Here is a 19702-nt window from a genome sequence, read left to right as displayed (position 1 = left end):
ATGGCGAACCGGCCGTCGTCGATCGACCGTCTGCCCGAGGAAGTGCGAGACCTGATCGGCCGCCTCCGTGACCGCGGCTGCACGATCGACGAGATCATGCGCAAACTCGGCGAGCTGGATCTCGACAAGGAGGAGTTGCCGTCGCGGTCCGCAATCGGACGCCACCTCAAGAAGGCCGACGAAGTCGCCGAGCGCATCCGCAGGCAGCGCCAGGTGGCCGAAGTCATCGTGCGCCGGCTCGGTGAAAGCGATCCGGACAAGACCACGCGGATGAACATCGAACTGATGCACAACGTGCTGTTCGAGATCGCCACCCGCACGGCCGCCGATGGCGAGTCCGTCACCTTCGATCCGATGGAAGCGATGCTGCTCGCCAAGGCGCTCGACCATCTCGGCAAGGCCAGCAAGGACGACGTCGCCCGCACCGTCGCGATCGAGAAGCGCGCGGCCGAGAAGGCCAAGGCGGAGGCGCTGGCCAAGACCGCAAAGGCGATCGACGACGCGGCCGACAGCGCCGGCCAGCTCGACGGCGCGGCGCTGCTCAAGAAAATCCGCGAGGACATCTACGGGATCACGACATGAGCGCCGCTGCCGTCCCGCTCTACGGCTTTCAGCGTACCTGGTTCCTCGATCGGTCGCGCTTCAAGCTCGGCATGTTCGCCCGCCAGACCGGCAAGACGTTCACCACGACGTTGGAGATCACCGACGATTGCTTCGGGGCGGCCGTGCAGAGCCAACGCAAGCGCTGGGTGATCCTGTCGCGCGGCGAGCGTCAGGCCAAGGAAGCGATGGACGAAGGCATCAAGCGCCACTGCCAGGCTTATCAGCTGGGTTTCGACGCACAGGAGTTCGACTGGCAGGGCCAGGCCGGCTCCTACAAGGCGCTGGAGGTGACGCTGCCGCACGGCAGCCGCATCACCGCGCTGCCAGCGAACCCGGACACCGCCCGCGGCTTTTCGTCGAACGTGTTCCTGGACGAGTTCGCCTTCCACAAGGACTCGCGCGAGATCTGGAAGGCGCTGTTTCCGGTGATCTCGGCCGGCCACAATCTGCGCGTGACCTCCACTGGCAACGGCAAGGACAATAAGTTCTACGAGCTGGCGACCGGAAAGGACGACGTCTGGTCGCGACATTTCGTCGACATCTACAAGGCGGTCGCTGAAGGCCTGCCGCGCAGCGTCGACGAGCTGAAGGCCGGCATCAACGACGACGACGCTTGGGCCCAGGAGTACGAGCTGAAGTGGCTCGACGAAGCGAGCGCCTGGCTGTCCTATGATCTGATCACCGCTTGCGAGGATCCACGCGCGGGCGACCCGTCCGGCTATCGCAACAATCCGTGCTTCGTCGGCCGCGACATCGGCCGGCGCAACGACCTGCATGTGATCTGGGTGTGGGAGCTGATCGGCGACGTGTTGTGGGAGCGCGAGCGGATCGAGCAGAAACGCGCCACCTTTGCCGCCATGGATGCGGCCTTCGACGACGTGATGACGCGCTACCGTGTCGCGCGCGCCTGCATCGACCAGACCGGCATGGGCGAAAAGGTGGTCGAGGATGCGCAGGCCAAATGGGGAAGCGTGGTCGAGGGCGTGCTGTTCACCATCCCGAACAAGCTGATCCTCGCGACCGCCGGCAAGGAAGCGTTCGAGGACCGCAAGGTCCGCATCCGCGAGGGCGACGTGGCGCTGCGCTCGGATCTGCACAAGCTGCGCAAGGTGGCGTCCGCCACCGGCGCGCCTCGCTTCGTTGCCGAACGCGACGATGATCACGCCGACCGCACCTGGGCGGCGTTCCTCGGCATCCACGCCGCCGGCGACGGCGTGCCGGCCTATGACGGCTATCAGTCGGCGCGGACTGAGGCCGGCTCCAATCTGTTCGAAACCTCCGGAGGGCGTGCGCTGTGGTGAAGCTTCTCGGGCCTGACGGGCAGCCGATCGACGCCTCGCTGCTGTCGAAGGAAGTCGCGACGCCGACCACGATCGGCGTCCGCGCGGTGCATCACGAGCGGGTCGCCTCCGGGCTGACGCCGGAGCGGCTGGCCTATGTGCTGCATCAGGCGACGATCGGCTCGGCGCGGGACTATCTGACGCTCGCCGAGGAGATGGAGGAGCGCTACCTCCATTACGCCAGCCAGGTGCAGACGCGGCGGCTGGCGATCGAGGGCGTGGCCCCCAGCGTCAAGGCGCCGAAGGGGGTGCCGACCAAGATCGTCGATTTCGTCCACGAACTGGTGAACGATCCCGGCTTTCATGACGCCACCGGCCTGCTCACGGACGGCATCGCCAAGGGCTATGCGGTGATCGAGCCGCTTTGGGAGTACGAGCGCGGTGCGCTGCGGCCGGTCGCCTACAAGTGGCGCGACCAGCGGTTTTTCCAGTTCGATCCGGTCTCGCAAACGGAACTGCGGCTCGCGGTCGACGGCAGCATGGAAGGTGAGCCGCTAGCCAAGCCGACCTTCATCGTGCACGCGCCGCGGAGCAAGGCGGGCATTCCGATCCGCCGCGGCTTCGCGCGGGCCGCCGCCTGGGCGTTCCTGTTGCAGTCGTTCGCCCTGAAGGACTGGTCGGCCTTCGCAGAGATCTACGGCATCCCGCTGCGGATCGGCCGCTATCACGCCGGCGCATCCGAGGCCGACAAGAAGGCGCTGCTGCAGGCGGTGCGCTCGATCGCGTCCGACGCCGCGGCGATCATCCCGCAGGGAATGGGGCTGGATTTCATCGAGACCAAGGGCCAGCGCGGCGAAGCCGTGTTCGGCCAGCTCCTCGACTATCTCGACAAGCAGGTGTCGAAGCTGGTCGTCGGCCAGACCATGACGTCCGACAACGGCGCGTCGATGGCGCAAGCCAAGGTGCACAACGAAGTGCGCCTCGACATCCAGCGCGCGGACGGCCGGCAACTCGCGAACACCGTCAACCGCGACCACATCGTCTGGGCGGTGGCGATGAACTTCGGGCCGCAGGAGGTCTATCCGAGCGCGGAATATCCGGTCGCTGAGCCCGAGGACACCAAGGCGCTGTCGGACGGCGTCGCCAAGCTCGTGCCGTTCGGTTTGCGCGTCTCGCAGGCGGAGATCCGCAGCAAGTTCGGCCTGTCCGAGCCGGGCGAGACAGACGAGGTGCTGACGCCGCGGCGCGATAGCGCCGGGCAACAGGATATCGTCGCCGCCAACGATGATCCGAAGAAGGCCGCGAAGCTGTCGGCCGGTTGCCGCTGCCCGGCCTGCGGCGGCACCGCCACGCTGGCGGCGGACGCCGGCGCGATCGCCGCGGCCGATCAGGACGAACTCGACGCGCTGGTGGCGGATGCTATGGGCGATTGGGAAGTCCTAGTCGACCCGATGCTGGCGCCGCTGCGCGAGGCGGTCGCCCGCGCGTCCAGTTTCGCGGAGCTCGAGGAGATGCTGCCGCAGCTCGCCGCCAAGGTCGACGGCAGTAAGCTCGCCGAGGCGCTGGCGCGGCTCACCGCCAAGGCGCGCGGCCTCGGCGACGCGGTGGACTGACGATGCGGCTCACGCGCCTCCAGGCCGTGGAGCTGCTGGCGCGGCTCGCCGCCGCCAAGCGCGGCTTTCAGACGCCGCCGGAGATCCTCGACTACTTCCGCGACAAGAACCTGAAGCCCGCGTTCTCGTGGCTCGACGTGTGGGGCCAGGAGCATGCGCACGGCTTCACGGTCGCCGGCGTCACCGAGACGCGGGTGCTCTCGGAGTTCAAGGCGGCGATCGACAAGGCGATCGCGAACGGCCAGGGCTTCGAGGCCTTCAAGGCCGACATGCAGGCGCGTTTGACGCCGCATGGATGGTGGGGTCCGAAGACGGTGTCGGACCCGACCGGCAAGTGGAGAGACAAGACCGTCGATTTCACCAAGCCGGGCCGACTGGAGACGACGTTCTGGAGCAACGTCCGCACCGCGCGCGCCGCCGGCCAGTGGAATCGCATCCAGCGCACCAAGGCGTCGCGGCCGTATTTGCTGTATGTGCGTTCGACCGCGGAACGAAAGCGGCCTGAGCATCTCGGCTGGGCCGGCACCATCAAGCCGGTCGACGACGCCTGGTGGGGGACGCACTACCCGCCCAACGGCTGGGGCTGCAAATGCAGCGTGCAGCAGCTCGACGGCGAGGACCGCGACCGCTACCTCGCGCAGGAAGGCTACTCGGAAGACGCGCCGGACTATGGCGCGGCCGACTACGTCAACCGGCGCACCGGCGAGGTCACGCGCGTTCCGCGCGGCATCGACCCCGGCTGGCAGACCAATCCCGGCCTGTCCCGGGCCCGCACGCTGGTGACGCAGCTCTCCGACACGCTGGCCGAGGCCGGCGCCGATCGCGCGCAGGAAACGATCGGCAAGCTTTGGCGCGGCGATTGGCCGAAGGCGATGCAGAAGATGGAGGAGCGCGTGCATCTGCCGGTCGCGGCCTCGGCGCGCGCGGCCGAGGAGCTGGGGGCACGGACCGAGATCGTGGCCGTCGCGAACGACGTGATCACGAAGAAAGCCGGCAAGCACGCTGCTGTCGACGTCGCCAGCTTCGGTCTGGTGCAGTCGATCCTCGACACGGGCGAATGGCTCGACGGCGGCAACCCGATGATCCGCCACGTGCTCGCGGTGATCGGAGGCGTGCATTGGGTGCTTGCGATCCGCAGATCGACCGCGGGCTACGCACAGGTCCGCACCCTGTTCGCCGCGACGGCGCGGCGCCAGGCCGAAATCAGGCGGCGCGAAGCGAGATTGAAATCGGAAAGGGAGTGAAAGCAGCCGGGGGGCCGTTACCTCCCCACACCCTAAAAGCGGATGGCGCACGTGACTCGGCTGCAGCCGGAATATAGGCCCGGCGGGCCATACCCGCAACCGGTCGGACGCGAGCCTCAGAAACGGCCACTGATGCGTCCGGCGGTCGGGACGGACAATTCCGTCAGGCACGGGCGGCAACGCGCCAGGCGGCTTAAATGACGCTTTAACGCGGCTGATTTCCGGGATGGCTCGACGCAGGTGGCGATGGTCGGGTAGGATCGGCCCCATGACGCGGGTGATCGAGCACGAAGAGAGCTTCGAAGTCCCGGCCGCTCCAGGCCGCGAGGCGAAGTATCTCTACTTCGACGATCACCCGGCGCGGCGTCGGATGTCTGGGCGCATGACGCGCAAGCAGGCCGAACAGGCGGCGCGGGCCTACGCCGGGAAATCCGACACCTAGCTCCGACCATCACCGCTGACATCTGTCAGCGGCCCGACGCCTGAGGTGCACGGCTAGATGTGCACCCATGACGCAGCCCTCCGCAAGCCCCCTGATCGCCATGCTCGACGCAGCGCCCGATGTGGCGTTCGGCGTGGTGACGATCGACGTCTCGGCACTCGCGGCCGATGGCGACGGCGCCGAGCGTTGGATCCAGGTGACACCGCGCGGCCCGGTTGATTGTCGCGACGGCCGCCATTTCATCTTCGAGCCCGAGCGTCTGGTTGCCCGCTTCCAGGCGGACGGCATCGACATTCCGTTCGACTTCGACCACGGCATCCCGACCAAGGCCAAACTCGGCGAGAAGGCCGATGCGGTTGGTTGGATCAAAAAGCTCGAAGCGCGGCCTGAAGGCACGTTCGCGATGGTCGAGATGCTCGCCGCTGGCGCTGCGGCGCTGAAGGCCCGCACCCATCGCTTCGTGTCGCCGACATTTCCGCACACGAAGGATGGCTTGGCGCTGTGGCTGCATTCGGTCGCGCTGGTCGCGGCTCCGGCTCTCCCGATGGCGGCGATCGCGTCCGCCTCTCTCACCCCCAAGGAGCAATCCATGTTGAAGGCGATCGCGCTGGCTTTGGGCCTCGCGGAAGGCGCCGACGAGGCTGCGTGCCTCGCGGCGATCAGCAAGCTGTCGAATGACCCGCTGCGGCCGATCGCCAAGGCGCTCGGTCTCGCTGAGAGTGCGGACGGCCAGGCCTGTCTGTCGGCGATCACCGGCCTCTCGACGGCGAAGGTCGACAAGTTGGTGCACGACCAGGCGCTCGCCAATCTCAATGCCGCGACCGCGCAAGTCACGACTCTGACCGCGCAGCTCGCCGCGCGCGACAAGACCGATCACGACGCCAAGGTAACGGCGCTTCTCGAAGGTGCGTTGAAGGACAAGAAGATCGTCCCAGCGCAGCGCGAGAAGTACGCCGCGCTGTGCGCTACCGCCGAAGGACTGGCCGATGTCACCGCACTGCTGGCCGCGACGCCGGTGTCGCTGCAGGCGTCGAACCTCGACGAGCGCCAGATCGAGGCCGGCGACAAGCCGAAGTCCGAAGATCTGCTCGCCAAGGCGCATGCGCTGATCGGCGACGCGAAAAAAGCCGGCCGCGAGCTGTCGCTCGCCGACGCCGTCGTGCAGGCCAACAAGGGGAGCATCGACTGATGCCGTGCATCAAAGCACACACCGCCGACGCCGCGATCCGCGGCAATCGCATCGTCGCCTTCCACGCGAGCAAGCAAGCCGCGATCGAAGGCGCCTCCAACACCGCCGCTCTAATCGGCGTGTCGACCTTGCCCGGTGCGCCGAAGGACGGCGTGGTCGATGTCGTGCAGTCCGGCCCCGCCGAGGTCGTGCTCGGCGGCAACGTCGATCGCGGCGCGCAGGTGACCTCCGACGATCAGGGGCGCGCCGTCGCGCTGCCGGCGCCGGCGGTTGCGGCCAAGACGGTGCGCACCATCGGCCAGGTCCAGACCTCGGGCGTCGAGGGCGACATCGTGCCGATCATCGTGTCGGCCGGCGCGCTCTACATCCCGGCGTCCAGCTAGTCGCCTATCGCGGGGTAGAGCAGCCCGGTAGCTCGCCTGGCTCATAACCAGGAGGTCCGCGGTTCAAATCCGCGCCCCGCAACCAGATCCCGCCCGCAGCCGCGGGCGAAGCCCTCAAACCCAAGGTGTGCCCGATGGCTCCGAACCGCCCGTTTGTCACCAACCCCGTGCTAACCGCGATCGCGATCGGCTACAGCAATCCGGCGGTCACCCTGATCGCCGATCGCGTCCTGCCGCGCGTGCCGGTCGGCGCCGAGAAGTTCAAGTGGCTGGAATATCCGCTGGCCGAGGGTTTCTCGGTCCCGGACACGAAGGTCGGCCGCATGTCGTCGCCGAACCGGGTCGAATTCACGGCGACCGAGAAGGACTCGTCGACCGACGATTACGGCCTCGACGACGTGATCCCGACCTCGGACATCAAGGAAGCCGAGCGTCAGCGCGCCGCCGGCCTGTCGAACTACGATCCGCGGGCCCGGGCGACCGAGGGCGTCACCAACCTGGTGCAGCTCGCCCGCGAAGTTCGCGTGGCCGGCCTGATCCACAACGCGGCCAACTATGCGGTCGGCCGGAAGGTCACGCTGTCCGGCAACTCGCAGCTCTCCGACTACACCAATTCGACGCCGATCGACGTGCTGCTCGCCGCGATCGAGGGCACGCTGGTGTTCAGGGCCAACACGCTGGTGATGGGCCAATCGGTGTGGAGCAAGCTGCGCAGCCATCCGCACCTGGTCAACGCCGTCCGCGGCAATCTCACCAACAAGGGCGTCATCACCCGCGAGGAGCTGGCGGCCCTGCTGGAGATCAAGCAGGTGCTGGTCGGCGAAAGCTTCGTCAACACCGCCCATAAGGGCCAGGACGTTTCGCTCGGCCGCGTCTGGGGTAAGCACATCGCGGCGCTCTACATCGACCCGGCCGCCACCAACCAGCGCGGCGTCACCTTCGGCTTCACGGCCGAGTGTGGCACCCGCATCGCCGGCACGATGCAGGATGGCGACATCGGCCTGGAAGGCGGCGAGCGTCTGCGCGTCGGCGAAAAGGTCAAGGAGCTGATCGTCGCCAAGGACGCCGGCTACTTCATCGAAAACGCTGTCGCTTAGTCGGAGGCTGTCATGGCGAACGAGACCGACGAAGCGAAGGCGGCTGCCGAGAAGGCCAAGGCCGACAAGGCTGCCAAGGCGAAGGCCGACAAGGAAGCCGCCGAGGCGAAGGCCAAGGCGGACGCCGAGGCCAAAGAGCAAGCTAAGGCACAGAAGGCTGCGGAGCGCGCCGCCAAGAAGACGCAGCAGGATCATGTCCTCACGCGCGAGGTGATGCACGACGGCGATCTTTACGACGCCGGCGACGAGGTCTCGCTCACCAAAGCGCAGCACGCCCAGCTGTTCGCTGTCGGCGCCGTCAAGGACGACTGGCGCGACTGAGGTTCGTGCGCGCAGCCGCAGGCGCGCACCGCGGACACCGTCCGCCTCGCCGGGGGCGCAAGCGCCCTCGGCATCATCCCTTCACAGCGGAGCGCGGCGATGGCGACGAGTGATCAGTCTCAGCCCGGTTTTATCGAGGGCTTCTACCAGTGCGGCCGCGGCGCGGCCTGCGACGGCGCCAGCCTGCGCGATCTGTTCGAAACCTTCGCCAAGCGCGACCTGAGCAATCCGGCGGTCGAAGCCGAAGCTCTCAGTTTTGTGCTCGGCTTTGCCGACGAGCTGCTAACCACTCTGCGCGCTGCCACCAAGCCGCGCTCGCTCGATCTCACGCTCAACATCAACATCAAAGGCCACCTCGACGAGGGGGCCAAGCTCTCGCTGATGCAGGCGATCGAAGCTGGCATTGAGAAGGCTGTCCGCGCGTGATCGCTTTCGCCACCCTTGCCGACGTTCTGGCGCGCTATCCGTCCGAGGCCACTGTGCTGGCGGCGGACGAGACGACGCGCGTGCGCGACGACAGCCGGATTGAGGCGGCGCTGGTCGACGGCACGGCCGAGGTTCGGGCGATCCTGGCGGCGCGCTACACCCGCGACGAGCTGGAGCGGATCGACGACGACAGCCGCGGCATCCTGCGCATCTACACCACCGACATCGCGCTGTACCGCGTGGCGCTGTCGTTCGGCCGCTCGAACGAACGAGTGAAGGAGCGCTACGACGTCGCGATCGCACGGCTGCAAGCCATCGCGAAAGGCAACGCCGCGCTGACCTTCGACGGGCCCGGCGGTGGCGGCAGCGGCGGCGGCCTGCAGCCGCCCGGTACCGTGTCGCCGAATGAAGCCATCGTGATCTCGGCCGAGCGCGTGCTGACGCGCGATCGCCTGCGCGGGTGGTGATGATGGACACCGGCGTTCGCATCGAAGTCGATATTTCGGACCTGACCTCGGCGCTCGCGCGGCTGGGCGGGCTCGACAACGTCAACACCGAGCCGCTGATGTCAGACATCGGCGCGCGGTTCGAATTCTCGATGCGTGAGCGCATCACCACGACCAAGACGGCTCCGGACGGTTCGGCCTGGCCGGCCAATCTCGAAGGCACGTCGATCCTGATGCGGACCGGCCAGCACATGCTCGGTTCGGTCGCCTGGACGGCATCGGCCACTGAAACCGAAGCCGGCCTGTCGTGGGAGTACGCGCACGTCCATCAGGATGGCGCGGTGATCAGCGCCAAGAACGCGCCGCTCCTGTCCTTCGTGGTCGGCGGCCGTCACGTCAGCAAGAAGACCGTCACCATCCCGGCGCGGCCGGTTGTCGGCGTGTCGGCCGAGGACGCCGAGAAGATCGACAAGCTCGCCACCGCCTTCGTGGCCCGGCAGCTCGGGGGCGGCCAATGATCGCGCCGGCGACGCTCGCGCAACTGCTCGAACTCGCGCCTTTGAAGCGTTATCTCGATGCCGTTGAGGCGTCGTTGAAGACGCTGTTTCCGGACATCACGGTCCGCCAGCATCCGGGGCGGATCGACGTCTCGGACATCATCGAGAAGGACATCTTCACGCCGCCGATGCTGGCGGTGGCGGCGACACGCTGGAAGCTCGACGGCGACCTCGACGGCTCATGGGCGCTCGAAATCGAGCCGGCCGTCTACATCGTGACGGAGGACATGGCGATCGGCGGCCGGGCGGTGCGCCGCCAGGAGATCGCGCACGCGCTCTCCCAAGGCGTGCTGGCGATCCTCGGAGATCTCGACGCGCAGCGGTTCGGCCTCACGAACATCGGCTCGCCGCAGAAGGTCGAGGCCAGGCCGCTGTTCACCAGCGAAGTGTACGCGCGCGGGTCCGCCTACTACGTGGCGACCTGGTCGCAGACGCTGTCCGGCATCGTCGAGAGCCCGCTGGTCAAGCCGGCGATTCCCGCGCCGCAGATCACCGATTTCGATGGCGAGCCGGTCGATGCCAGCGACGGAGCGCCGGTATGACCATCGTCGATCCTGATGTCCTCGCGCTCAAGCGCTATCTCCGCGGTCTCGAAAGGCGGATCGTCGAGGTGGACCAGCGCGTCGCGCGCGTGGTGATGCGCGGTAAGGTGATCAAGGACGGCATCCGTAAGCAAGGCGACGACTGGCAGGTGAAGCTCGAACTCGGCCGCGACGCGGATGACAAGCCGGTGGAATCGCCGTGGGTGACCGTGCAGCCGGTCGCCGCTGGCAATCTCAAGATCAAGGTCAAGCCGGCCGAGGGTGAGAGCTTCACGCTGCTGTCGCCGTCCGGCGTCATCGGCGGCGGTTCGCAGGTGATCCGCGCACCGTTCGACGACGACCACCCCGCGCCGAAGGGTGACGAGGATCTCGTGCTCGAAATCGGCAAGTCGAAATTCGTGGTCAAGGACGGGCTCATTTCCCTGAAGGTCGGCGGCAACGAGCTCGAACTCACCAGCGAAGCTGTCAACCTGGTTGCCGACGGCGACGGCTACATCGTCGCGACGGGCGCCAAGCCTTGGAACATCGGCGTCGAAAGCAAAAACCAGAAGGCGACCGCGAAGGTCACCACCGAGGACGGACCGGCGAAGCTGGTCAAGGCAAAGGCGGAGTAAGTCACACCATGCCGGACGAGAAGAAAAGCTACCGCATCACCACCAAGCGACCGATCGGTGGACGCATGCGCAAGGAAGGCGAGATCGTCGCACTGACCGACCGCGAGTATCAAAACGAAGCCGGCTGGGGCGGCATCGAGCCAGTGAAGGACGATGCCGCGCCGAAGGTCGTGGCGACGGTCACGATCGACGAGGACGTCGAGCGCCGGCTCTCCGCCGCCGACACCGAGGCCACCGGCAAGAAGCGGAAGTAATCGCCCGTGGCTGAACGCACCACCCGAACAGGTCTCGACGCACGCACCGGCCGCATATTGCGCGGCCGGGCGCACGCCGAGCATTGCGTGCGGCGGATACTCGCCACGCGCATCGGCACGCGGGTGATGCGGCTCGATCTCGGCGCAGATCTGGCCCCGCTGCGCGGCGAGAACCTCACGGCGGTCAACCTGCTGCGCGCCTATGCGGAGATGGTGACGGCGGTGCACAGCCAAGAGCCAGGCATCCGTATCCGCAACCTCCAGCCGTGGATCATCGACGGCCGTGGCGGCGCGGTCGGCTTCATGCTCGCCTGCAAGTTCTATCCCTATGGACACCTCGGCGATTACTCAGTGGAAGAGGACGCGGATCTGCGTGTGCCGGTGACGGCACTGGCGCGCGGCTCCGCGGCGGTGAGCACATGAGCACCGCGGCATCCCTCGATCTCTCGCGCCTCGGCGCGCCTACGCTGGTCGATATCGACTACGAGGCTACGCTGCGGAGGCGTCTGCTGGCCTTCAAGGCGCGCTGGGACGCCGCGCGGGTCAAAGACCCGACGCTGCCGGCGTTTGATGTGATCGACGCCGACGGCAATCCGCTGACGCAGTTCGACACCAACGCCGTGCTCGAGCAAGAGTTTGCGCACGGCGAGACGATGATCGAGCAGACGATCAACGATCACGCCAACGCGCTGCGGCTGGCGACCGCGGTCGGAGCCGATCTGCGGCACCTCGCGGTCACCTACAAAGCGACCGATCCGCTGATCATCTCACCCGCGACGGACAGCACGGCCGAGGTGCTTGAAAGCGACGACGAACTGCGCTTCCGGGCCCAGCTCTCGGACGAGGCCCGACCGTTGTACGGGATCACGCCCGGCGGCTACGTCTGGCGCATCCGCAAGCTCTATGGCGACCGCGTCAAGGACGTGCGGCCGCTCCGCCGGCCGGGCGGACAGATGGACCTGTACATCCTCGGGCGCGCCGGCGACGGCACGCCGGCGGAGACGCTGATCGGCGATATCCAGGGCGCCTTCGACGGCGAGGCCGGATCGCAGTCGACCGACATCGTCACGGTGCGGCCGGCGCGCATCATCGAGACGCCGGCAGCAGTCAAACTGTGGGTGCCCAACGGGCCCGATCCGGCCGCCGCCGTTGCCTACGCCACCACGGCGATTGCCGCGCTAGGTGCCGAGCGACACAAGATCGGCGAGACCCTGCATGCGCAGGCGATCGGCGCCGTCGCCAAGTCGGGCGCTGTGCGGAAAGTCGACGTGCTCGCGCCCCTCGGCGACGTCAGCGGCGGAGCTGACGGCGCGCCGTACATTTCCTCGATTACGGTGAGCTGGGGGATCGACGGATGAGCGTCGATTTCACCCCGATACAGCCGACCATCGGCGATGCCGAGCGCAGCCACAGTCTGGTCAACGCCGAGCGCTGGCCCGTGCTGTTCGCCGAGGCCGCAAAGCTAAGAACGCTGTGGGACCCGTGGACGTGTCCGGCAGATCAGTTGCCGCTGCTCGCCTGGGCGTGGTCGGTGGATTTCTGGAAGAGCGAGTGGCCCGAGCACCGCAAGCGCCAGGTGATCGCCGAGTCGCCCGCTTATCACGAGGCCAAGACCACGGTCCTCGGCTATCGGATGGCGCTCGGCTATGTCGATGCCGAGTTCGTGCGGGCCCGGTTGCCGCGCCACGCGTTCTTCATCGGTGCGGCCCCGACCAAGGAATCGCATGATCGCTGGCTGGCTGGTCTGCCCGAGATCCGCATCTACGTGGCAGACAGGCTGACACGCTACCTGCCGGTGCCGTTTCTGACGGACGGCGGAACGATCGTTCAACGGACCTTGAAGGGCCGCTATGTCGGCCGCCGCTTTGTCGCGCGCTCCGCCGCGGCTGTCGTGCTGGGCCGCTGGCGGCCGGAGCTGCGCAAGGGCGGCACGGTACAGCGGCTGGTATTCGCCGGTGTGCGGATCGACGCCTCAGGCCGCCTGTTGTCCGATCCCGAGCGGTTGATCATTCCGGGGCCGCGGCGAAGCACGTTCCAGGTCGGCAAGGGCCTGCGCGGGCGGTTTGTCGCCGACGGCAAACTCGCAGGCCAGCGCGTCATCGCGCTCAACTTCACGGCCGGCGGCGATCAGTTCATCCCCGCCGTGATGTCACCGGGCCTGACACCGCTCGATGCGACGCCGCGCAAGCTGTGGGAGCCGCAGCCCGGCGGCCGAGGCTGGTTCGTCGGCCGTCGATTGAGAGGCCGCGGCATCCGTCCGAACCAGGCCGACGAGCAAGCTTATTTGTCGATCCGTCTCGCCGATGGAACTTCGGCTGCGCTCGGCCGAATGCGCAATCGCATCGGCCGCACCCGTATCCGGCGCGCACGCTTCACAGCGGCCGTTCTGGCGCATCTCGGCACCACGCCGAAATCAGGCTTCCCGCTTGGCCGCTATCTGCGATCGGGGCCCGAGCCTCGCGTCGTGGAAGTTCTCAACGCGCTCGCCGTCACTCAGGCCGCGCGCGACACCGTCTATCTCGACATCAACTCCGTCCGGCCGATCACGTACGGCGACCTCGCGAGGTTGTCCGACGACGTGCGGTTCGGCGCCGTCATTCGCCGCTGAAAGGAGCGACCATGTACAAACGCGCAACCTGGGACATCGATCAGGAAGGCACCGAAGAAGATCTGGAGCGGATGGGCCAGTGGCCCCAGCAGGGCATCACGCAGCTCACCGATGACCTGCTCGTCTCCGGCCGGATGTACAAGGGGTTCACTGCACTTGCCTCGGGCGCTGCAGCGATCGAGGTCGCTCCCGGCCGCATCTACGATAGCGGCGCGATGTTCGCGCTTGAAGCCGGGCTGGAGATGGCGGTCGACGAGTTCGTTCCGATCACCGCCGGCCAGAAAGTCTACGTCACGCTGATCGGCCAGGGCCGCGAGGACGACGGATACGTCGAAGCCCGCAACTACGAACGTGAGGTGCCACAGTCAGGTGGCGGCACCGCGATCCAGCAGGTGCCCCAGACCGGCGCCCGGGCCAAGGTGCGCAATGCGATCCTGACGCTTTATCCCGGCGCACCGGCGCTGACGCCGGTCAAGCCCTCGATCCCGCTCGGCACTGTGGCGATCGCCGATATTCTGATCGGAACCGGCGGCATCGAGAGCATCGCGATGCGGACCGCCAACGAGGCTCCCGAGCTGGATGCGCTGGCTGCCGCTTACACGGCGGTCACTGTCCGACTCGGCCTGGTCGACCAAGAGATGGCCGGTTTGCGCAACGATCTCGCGGCACTGGCGCGGCTGTTCAAATCGAGCGTGTCGCGCATCACCGTCCAGGCGATGCAGGGCGACATCGCCGCCATCAAGGATCGGCTCGATATCCCCGACACAGGTTCGCCCTACAGCGCCGACAACTTCCTGGACGAGCGCGAGAGCGATGCGGCCAACGTCGACTACAAGGCCCGGGTGCTCGAAGGCATTCGCTTCCCAGCAGCCAACCAATGGAAGGGGCCGTTGGCTCTGTACAATGCCAACGACGGCAATCTGATGCATGCCAACGCCGGCCTGATCTGCCCGCGTTACACCGCGGTCGACGGCATCCGGCTGTGGGAGCGCGCTGGATCGACGCCGCTGGGCGGCACGGTCTACCAGACCATGGAACTGACGCAGATGCTGATGAGCCGGCAGGAGACGGCTTATGGCGACTACTTCCAGGTCTGTTCGAACTCCGCGTGGTGGTCGAGCGGTCAATACGATCCCGCAAAGGGCGTCTTCCGGATCGGCGAGGAGACGTACGAGGTCGGCGACTACACGATCGCGGACTACGCCGGAAACGCGCTGAACCATACGTTCGTTCGCCTCCGCAAATTCTGGAACACGACGGTCAAGGTCCCGTACGACGTCTATGCGCCGGTCGCGCACACCATCCAGGGCGTGCTCAAGTCGCAAAGCTGGCTGCAGTCGCAGAACCGCTGGTCGCCCGGCATGCGGCTGGCGATCGAGTCTTGGTCGACCGGCGCCGAGGTCACCGTTGCGCTGGTCGAGTGCGCCGAGACCGGAGTGCCGCTGCCGGGCCGGATGCTGAAGAAGACCACGCTTGCCGCATCGCAGTTCAAGGTTTTTCCGGAGGAGACGCGCATTCCCTGGGCGACGCCCGTGTTTCTCGAATCGGGCAAGCGCTACGCCTATTTGTTCGCCACCACGGGGGACGTCACCGTCGCCTATGCGGAGGGGCAGAAATTCCTGTCCGGCAACTATTTCGAGACGACGGACGGTGCGTTCTTCGTCGGCGATCTCACCCGCGACCTCTGCCATGTCACCGAGTTCTGCCAGTTCTCCCTGACCTCGCTGACCGTGCTGCTGCAGGGCGTCAATCTCGACGGCGGGATCCACAACATCCGCATCCGAAATGCCGAAGTGGTGCCGCAGAATTCCAGCCGCACCTTCCAGCTCCAGGTCGGCGGCGCTTGGCGGCCGATCGAGGCGCCCGAGGGGGACGATACGCTGTTCGGCTCTGGCGTCACGCCTTACTACGATTTCCGCGTGGTGTTGAACGGCAATCAGTGGGCCATGCCGATCCTGGACATGGGCTCCAGCGAGGTCGAACTGTTCCGAGCGGACGACGATCTGCGGCACATCTCCTCGGTGCTCGCCTTCGGCAGCTCGATCGAGACGATCTACGTCAAGGCGACGATCGGCGCCTGGGATGCCGCGCGCCACGCCCTCGCGGCGCGGCTCGCCTATGGGGCCGGGTACGCGACCCTCAAGACTCATGATGCCGTCGAGACCAAGCCGGTGATTGGCGCCGACGGCTTGGTGAGGGCCGATGCGGTCGAGAAGATCTGGACCTTCAGCTTCGCGGCGCCGGGCATCAGCACCTGCAAGATCGACTTCCTCGGCACCACCAACAACCCGCGCGTGACGTATCACGTCGAACGCCGCGTCCAGACGACGGAGTAAACCACCATGGCGAGCAAGAAGAGCATCACCGAAGCCCCCGCGATCGCGGACGAAGCCTACTACGCCGTACAGGTGTCGGCGCGCTTCAAGGCGCTCGGCGTCGGCTTCGGCCAGCAGTCGGAGACGCAAGTCACCGGTGCGCTGCTCAAGAAGCTGCTGGAGACCGACGATGCGTCGAAGGTCATCGGCTACACCCCGGTTTGAAGCCACCCGCAGGGGCCGTTAAATGGCGCGCGAATTCGAGACCAAATACCGCGTCGGCAAGGTCGACGAGATCCTGAAGAAAGAAAATGCCTTTCGTCAGGATGTCGACATGCGGCTCGATGCCATTGAGCGTGCACTGGACTCGCTCGGAAACGGTGCCGATACGCTAGTGGCGCGGGTCCTTCGCGTCATCGAACAGGAGATCTCGCCTCGTGCGGCCGAGATCGAGGCGCTTCTGACGAATTACCGCGAAGGCGTCCCTGCGTCCGCGGTGGAAGAAGAACCCGACGGGCGCCAGTTCCTGACACCGATGCGCCGTGCTGCCATCCTCTCGGATCTGCGCGGCGGCGTAGCAGCGGACGGAGACACGCTGGCGAAGCTGCTCGCGCTGATCGTTGCGTTGGATACAGCCAAAGCCCCGTCGGCCAATCCGCATCTCACCGGCGTACCGACCGCGCCGACCGCAGCGCTCGGGACCAGCACCAACCAGATCGCCACGATGGCGGCGCTGCTCGCGATGCGCAACGACCTGGTCAATGGCGCCGGCCCCTCACTGGACCAGATCAACGAGCTGGCCGCGGCGCTGAACAACGATGCGAACTTCGGAAGTGCGGTTCTCGAAGCGCTGGCCAACAGGTTGCGGACCGACGTTGATCAGGCGCTGAGCGCGCCGGCTGTCGCGCAGACGCGGAAGAACATCCGGGTTGCGCCCGCGATCAAGTCGGCTAACTACGCTGCCAGCGCCGCCGATATCGGCAGGTCGCTGATCCTGCAGGGGACGGCTACGCTCAGCTTCGACACGATCGCCAATCTGGGCGTCGGCTGGGAACTGTTCGTTCGCAATGACAATGCGCTGACCGGGATCTGGACGCTCAATGGCGTGCCGAGCGGATTGACGATCGATGGCGCTCCGAGCATCAAACTTTACCCCGGCGAGGGCTGCCGCATCGTTGCTGAAGCTGGAGGACTTCGAACCTTCGGTCGTGCAACCGGCAAGGTCTTGATCGCTCGCCAAATCGTCTCGGCGCCGGTTGCAGCGGTTTCGTTCACAGCCGGAGTCTCGACGGATTTTCGCGAGATTATCTTCGCCGCTCGTGGTGTCACCCATTCTAAACCCGGGACCTCTCCGCGCCTGAGAGCTCGACAGGGTGGGGCCGACATCACCGCAGGCTATCAATACGGATTTCCGTTCATCAACGCGTCCGCGATCTCGTTCGATTGGGGCACCAACAGCGAGACGTCATGGGCGTTGATGGATAGCGGCAGCAATACCGGAGCCGGTTCAAACATGAACCTGCGGGCTGAATTTCCAGCTTTCGCTGACACCGGCAATCTTTACAAAAGCGGAAGATTGTTCACGGCTCAAATGAACCCGCACGCGGCGGTCTATCCAGGTGTGCTTGGCCTTCAGATGGCTGGAGGATGCGACGGCCTGACGTACTTCTCGTCAGACGGAAATGTGGCAGCAGGCGAATTCTCGCTTTACGGAGTCAGGTGATGCCCGACGCTGGGACGATGAAGTTGGTCGACGGCCTGATGATCCCGCTAACGGCCGACGATCTGGCGCAATGCGCAATCGACACCGCAGCGTCCGATGCTCGGGCGACGCTTGAGCTCGTGGCGCATGCCATGACCCGCCGCGACGAACTGATCGACGGTGGCGTGACCTTCGACGGGGTGGTCTATCAGACGCGCCCGACCGATCGGGAAAACATCATCGGAGCGGCGCTGATGGCATCTCTGGCTCTGGCGGCCGGGGCGCAGCCGGGCAACTATCGCTGGTCCGATCCGAACGCCGATTTCGAGTGGATTGCGATGGACAATTCCAAGGTGCTGATGGATGCGCCTACGGTGATCGAGCTCGGCAAGGCGCAGGCTGCGCGAAAACAAGAGCTGATCTTCAAGGCCCGATGGATTAAGGACCAGATCGGCATCGGCATCATCACCACCACCGCACAGGTGGACGCCACTTTCAGCTGATACAAAAGGGCCGCTGACACCTGTCAGCGGCCCTCATTACGTCTGCGGCCCATAGGGTCACCCCGATCCGATCTCAGGTCAAGGGGCCCCACGCAATGGCTGCGCTGACGAAGAACCACGGCGTCCGATTTGTCGACGCGGGCGAAGACGCCCGCACAGTCCAGGTCCCGGACTTTTCGACAATCGCCATTGTGGCACCGGCCGCCGAGGCCAACCCGTCGATCTTCCCGCTGGAAACCAACGTTCATCTGTACGGCGACGAGGCCGACAAGATCGCCACGCTGGGCGATGCCGGCGAGCTGTCGATGGCGATCGACGACATCCTGTCCGAAGGCATCAACGCCAGCATCATCGTCCGGCGGGTGGCCAAGGAGTCGGCGCGGAACGAGCAGCTCGGCGCCATCATCGGCGACCCGTCCGACCGGACAGGCGTCTGGGGGCTGCTGAACGCGCGCGCCGAGACCACTGTTCGGCCCGGCATCATCATCACGCCGGGCTACTGCAACGAGTCGCCGATCGGCGCAACGGTCGCAGTGATGACCAATCGAGGCCAGGACTACACGCACGCCGAAGTGACGTTCACGGCCGCCGGTGCAGTGGTCGTGCCGAAGGGGCATTGCGTGGTGACGGGCGGCAAGGTCGACGTCGTGATCGACGATGCCGGCTTCGGCATCCCGAACACCTGCACGATGACCATCACGGGCGACGGCACCGGCGCGGCTGGCACCGTCTCGGTCGGCCCGGTCGCCAACCCGGTCGCGCTCGCGAACTCGGCCGTCGCCAAGCGCGTGCTCGGCATCAGTCCGATCGACGCTCCCAACCTGACACGAACGGAAGCCGCGCTGTGGGCCGAGCGGCTGAAGCGTGACAATGGCCGCTATCTCTACGCGATCGACCCAGCTGTGCGGCGCTTCGCCGTGCTCGACGGCTCCGACGACACCATCCTGACCCGGCCGGCGTCGACCACGGTGGCGGCGTTGTTCGCCAAGCGCGATCGGGAGCGCGGCGGGCCGTATTGGTCGCCGGAAAATCAGACCTCGTCGGCGATCGTCGGCACCGCGCGGCCGATCTCCTACTACGACGGCGAGCAGGATCACGAGGCGAACTTCCTGATCAATCAGGGCATCAACACCTTCATTGAGGGCAAGGAGCTGTTCGGCTCCGAGACGCTGTCCAACGACAGCAACTGGCGCTTCATCAACAAGGTGCGGACCGAGAATGCGATCCGTGCCTCGCTGCCGCAGGCTGTCCGCAAGTGGCGCGGTGAGAATTTCACCGCCCACAATGCGCTGCAGATCGTCAAGACCGTCGAGTACTTCCTCGACGAGCTGGTCGGTCTCGGCGCCGTGCTGGGGTACACGCGCTATTTCGACCGTGCGCTCAACCCCAACGCCAACATGCGCCAAGGCATCCTGCGGATCGAGCTGCCGCACGAGAACACGCCGATCATCTCGGACATGGTGTTCGGCATGCGGCCCTACATCAGCGCTTTCGACATCCTCGCCTCCGACATCCAGCGCGCGCTGGGTGGCTACGAAGCGCTCGCGGCCTAAGGGAGCCCCG

23 protein-coding genes and 1 tRNA gene are annotated in these 19702 nt (G+C 66.4%); all 24 read left to right on the top strand.

The features are described from left to right. The 24 genes from IP86_RS10830 (at position 1) to IP86_RS10720 (ending at position 19692) form a co-directional block, all read left to right on the top strand. On the top strand, positions 1-582 hold the full coding sequence (locus IP86_RS10830) for a phage protein Gp27 family protein (RefSeq protein WP_054162531.1): 582 nt from the start codon (positions 1-3) through the stop codon (positions 580-582). Continuing rightward, complete coding sequence (locus tag IP86_RS10825; RefSeq protein WP_054162530.1) at positions 579-1904, top strand: terminase large subunit domain-containing protein; 1326 nt, start codon at positions 579-581, stop codon at positions 1902-1904. The genes IP86_RS10830 and IP86_RS10825 overlap by 4 nt, the downstream gene beginning before the upstream one ends. Beyond that, positions 1898-3496, top strand: coding sequence for a DUF935 domain-containing protein (locus tag IP86_RS10820; protein ID WP_054162529.1), 1599 nt, complete (start codon positions 1898-1900; stop codon positions 3494-3496). Before IP86_RS10825 ends, IP86_RS10820 begins: the two co-directional genes overlap by 7 nt. A 2-nt stretch (positions 3497-3498) precedes the next feature. Further along, positions 3499-4740, top strand: coding sequence for a phage head morphogenesis protein (locus IP86_RS10815; protein WP_054162528.1), 1242 nt, complete (start codon positions 3499-3501; stop codon positions 4738-4740). Positions 4741-5008: 268 nt separating this feature from the next. After that, positions 5009-5182, top strand: a complete 174-nt coding sequence (locus IP86_RS28640) for a hypothetical protein (protein WP_156332466.1) — start codon at positions 5009-5011, stop codon at positions 5180-5182. Positions 5183-5249: 67 nt separating this feature from the next. Beyond that, a complete protein-coding gene (locus tag IP86_RS10810) occupies positions 5250-6371 on the top strand; it encodes a phage protease (protein ID WP_082363936.1) in 1122 nt (373 codons plus the stop codon). Then, the gene (locus tag IP86_RS10805; RefSeq protein ID WP_054162526.1) at positions 6371-6754 is read left to right on the top strand and encodes a hypothetical protein; all 384 of its coding nucleotides are present in this window, start codon (positions 6371-6373) and stop codon (positions 6752-6754) included. The genes IP86_RS10810 and IP86_RS10805 overlap by 1 nt, the downstream gene beginning before the upstream one ends. An 8-nt stretch (positions 6755-6762) precedes the next feature. Next, positions 6763-6839, top strand: a tRNA-Met gene (locus tag IP86_RS10800). Between the two features lie 49 nt (positions 6840-6888). After that, positions 6889-7851: a hypothetical protein gene (locus IP86_RS10795; RefSeq protein ID WP_054162587.1), complete on the top strand. Its 963-nt coding sequence runs from the start codon at positions 6889-6891 to the stop codon at positions 7849-7851. 12 nt (positions 7852-7863) lie between these two features. After that, entirely contained in the window at positions 7864-8172 is a 309-nt protein-coding gene (locus tag IP86_RS10790; RefSeq protein WP_054162525.1) for a hypothetical protein, read from the top strand. A 99-nt stretch (positions 8173-8271) separates the two neighbouring features. After that, complete coding sequence (locus tag IP86_RS10785) at positions 8272-8598, top strand: hypothetical protein (RefSeq protein WP_054162524.1); 327 nt, start codon at positions 8272-8274, stop codon at positions 8596-8598. Beyond that, positions 8595-9065 carry a phage protein Gp36 family protein gene (locus tag IP86_RS10780; RefSeq protein ID WP_054162523.1) on the top strand — a complete coding sequence of 157 codons (471 nt, stop codon included), beginning with the start codon at positions 8595-8597 and terminating at the stop codon, positions 9063-9065. The genes IP86_RS10785 and IP86_RS10780 overlap by 4 nt, the downstream gene beginning before the upstream one ends. Positions 9066-9067: 2 nt before the next feature. After that, positions 9068-9562, top strand: a complete 495-nt coding sequence (locus IP86_RS10775; protein WP_054162522.1) for a phage virion morphogenesis family protein — start codon at positions 9068-9070, stop codon at positions 9560-9562. Beyond that, positions 9559-10143, top strand: a complete 585-nt coding sequence (locus tag IP86_RS10770; RefSeq protein ID WP_054162521.1) for a hypothetical protein — start codon at positions 9559-9561, stop codon at positions 10141-10143. Before IP86_RS10775 ends, IP86_RS10770 begins: the two co-directional genes overlap by 4 nt. Next, on the top strand, positions 10140-10757 hold the full coding sequence (locus tag IP86_RS10765; protein WP_054162520.1) for a hypothetical protein: 618 nt from the start codon (positions 10140-10142) through the stop codon (positions 10755-10757). Before IP86_RS10770 ends, IP86_RS10765 begins: the two co-directional genes overlap by 4 nt. 8 nt (positions 10758-10765) lie before the next feature. Continuing rightward, the gene (locus IP86_RS10760) at positions 10766-11011 is read left to right on the top strand and encodes a hypothetical protein (RefSeq protein ID WP_054162519.1); all 246 of its coding nucleotides are present in this window, start codon (positions 10766-10768) and stop codon (positions 11009-11011) included. A gap of 6 nt (positions 11012-11017) precedes the next feature. Beyond that, the gene (locus tag IP86_RS10755; protein WP_156332465.1) at positions 11018-11434 is read left to right on the top strand and encodes an integrase; all 417 of its coding nucleotides are present in this window, start codon (positions 11018-11020) and stop codon (positions 11432-11434) included. Continuing rightward, positions 11431-12369 (top strand): baseplate J/gp47 family protein, encoded by a 939-nt coding sequence (locus IP86_RS10750; RefSeq protein ID WP_054162517.1) that lies wholly within the window; start codon positions 11431-11433, stop codon positions 12367-12369. Before IP86_RS10755 ends, IP86_RS10750 begins: the two co-directional genes overlap by 4 nt. Then, on the top strand, positions 12366-13619 hold the full coding sequence (locus IP86_RS10745; RefSeq protein WP_054162516.1) for a phage tail protein I: 1254 nt from the start codon (positions 12366-12368) through the stop codon (positions 13617-13619). Before IP86_RS10750 ends, IP86_RS10745 begins: the two co-directional genes overlap by 4 nt. Before the next feature lie 11 nt (positions 13620-13630). Then, on the top strand, positions 13631-15955 hold the full coding sequence (locus IP86_RS10740; protein ID WP_054162515.1) for a hypothetical protein: 2325 nt from the start codon (positions 13631-13633) through the stop codon (positions 15953-15955). Positions 15956-15961: 6 nt separating this feature from the next. Further along, positions 15962-16159 (top strand): hypothetical protein, encoded by a 198-nt coding sequence (locus IP86_RS10735; RefSeq protein WP_054162514.1) that lies wholly within the window; start codon positions 15962-15964, stop codon positions 16157-16159. 22 nt (positions 16160-16181) lie between these two features. Further along, entirely contained in the window at positions 16182-17657 is a 1476-nt protein-coding gene (locus tag IP86_RS10730; protein WP_054162513.1) for a hypothetical protein, read from the top strand. Positions 17658-17674: 17 nt separating this feature from the next. Next, on the top strand, positions 17675-18139 hold the full coding sequence (locus tag IP86_RS10725) for a DUF4376 domain-containing protein (protein ID WP_054162512.1): 465 nt from the start codon (positions 17675-17677) through the stop codon (positions 18137-18139). Between the two features lie 95 nt (positions 18140-18234). Then, the gene (locus IP86_RS10720) at positions 18235-19692 is read left to right on the top strand and encodes a phage tail sheath protein (RefSeq protein ID WP_054162511.1); all 1458 of its coding nucleotides are present in this window, start codon (positions 18235-18237) and stop codon (positions 19690-19692) included. Positions 19693-19702 lie beyond the last annotated feature (10 nt).

The organism is Rhodopseudomonas sp. AAP120 (genome assembly GCF_001295845.1).
Taxonomy (GTDB): domain Bacteria; phylum Pseudomonadota; class Alphaproteobacteria; order Rhizobiales; family Xanthobacteraceae; genus Rhodopseudomonas.
This window is presented reverse-complemented; position numbering and strand designations above follow the sequence as displayed.

What these genes read in the sequence shown, in the direction of transcription:
- IP86_RS10825 (WP_054162530.1), top strand. Translation starts at nt 579, where the DNA reads ATGAGCGCCGCTGCCGTCCCGCTCTACGGCTTTCAGCGTACCTGGTTC.
- IP86_RS10810 (WP_082363936.1), top strand. Translation starts at nt 5,250, where the DNA reads ATGACGCAGCCCTCCGCAAGCCCCCTGATCGCCATGCTCGACGCAGCG.
- IP86_RS10785 (WP_054162524.1), top strand. Translation starts at nt 8,272, where the DNA reads ATGGCGACGAGTGATCAGTCTCAGCCCGGTTTTATCGAGGGCTTCTAC.
- IP86_RS10795 (WP_054162587.1), top strand. Translation starts at nt 6,889, where the DNA reads ATGGCTCCGAACCGCCCGTTTGTCACCAACCCCGTGCTAACCGCGATC.
- IP86_RS10760 (WP_054162519.1), top strand. Translation starts at nt 10,766, where the DNA reads ATGCCGGACGAGAAGAAAAGCTACCGCATCACCACCAAGCGACCGATC.
- IP86_RS10730 (WP_054162513.1), top strand. Translation starts at nt 16,182, where the DNA reads ATGGCGCGCGAATTCGAGACCAAATACCGCGTCGGCAAGGTCGACGAG.
- IP86_RS10775 (WP_054162522.1), top strand. Translation starts at nt 9,068, where the DNA reads ATGGACACCGGCGTTCGCATCGAAGTCGATATTTCGGACCTGACCTCG.
- IP86_RS10805 (WP_054162526.1), top strand. Translation starts at nt 6,371, where the DNA reads ATGCCGTGCATCAAAGCACACACCGCCGACGCCGCGATCCGCGGCAAT.
- IP86_RS10725 (WP_054162512.1), top strand. Translation starts at nt 17,675, where the DNA reads ATGAAGTTGGTCGACGGCCTGATGATCCCGCTAACGGCCGACGATCTG.
- IP86_RS28640 (WP_156332466.1), top strand. Translation starts at nt 5,009, where the DNA reads ATGACGCGGGTGATCGAGCACGAAGAGAGCTTCGAAGTCCCGGCCGCT.
- IP86_RS10750 (WP_054162517.1), top strand. Translation starts at nt 11,431, where the DNA reads ATGAGCACCGCGGCATCCCTCGATCTCTCGCGCCTCGGCGCGCCTACG.
- IP86_RS10745 (WP_054162516.1), top strand. Translation starts at nt 12,366, where the DNA reads ATGAGCGTCGATTTCACCCCGATACAGCCGACCATCGGCGATGCCGAG.
- IP86_RS10830 (WP_054162531.1), top strand. Translation starts at nt 1, where the DNA reads ATGGCGAACCGGCCGTCGTCGATCGACCGTCTGCCCGAGGAAGTGCGA.
- IP86_RS10765 (WP_054162520.1), top strand. Translation starts at nt 10,140, where the DNA reads ATGACCATCGTCGATCCTGATGTCCTCGCGCTCAAGCGCTATCTCCGC.
- IP86_RS10740 (WP_054162515.1), top strand. Translation starts at nt 13,631, where the DNA reads ATGTACAAACGCGCAACCTGGGACATCGATCAGGAAGGCACCGAAGAA.
- IP86_RS10815 (WP_054162528.1), top strand. Translation starts at nt 3,499, where the DNA reads ATGCGGCTCACGCGCCTCCAGGCCGTGGAGCTGCTGGCGCGGCTCGCC.
- IP86_RS10720 (WP_054162511.1), top strand. Translation starts at nt 18,235, where the DNA reads ATGGCTGCGCTGACGAAGAACCACGGCGTCCGATTTGTCGACGCGGGC.
- IP86_RS10790 (WP_054162525.1), top strand. Translation starts at nt 7,864, where the DNA reads ATGGCGAACGAGACCGACGAAGCGAAGGCGGCTGCCGAGAAGGCCAAG.
- IP86_RS10770 (WP_054162521.1), top strand. Translation starts at nt 9,559, where the DNA reads ATGATCGCGCCGGCGACGCTCGCGCAACTGCTCGAACTCGCGCCTTTG.
- IP86_RS10735 (WP_054162514.1), top strand. Translation starts at nt 15,962, where the DNA reads ATGGCGAGCAAGAAGAGCATCACCGAAGCCCCCGCGATCGCGGACGAA.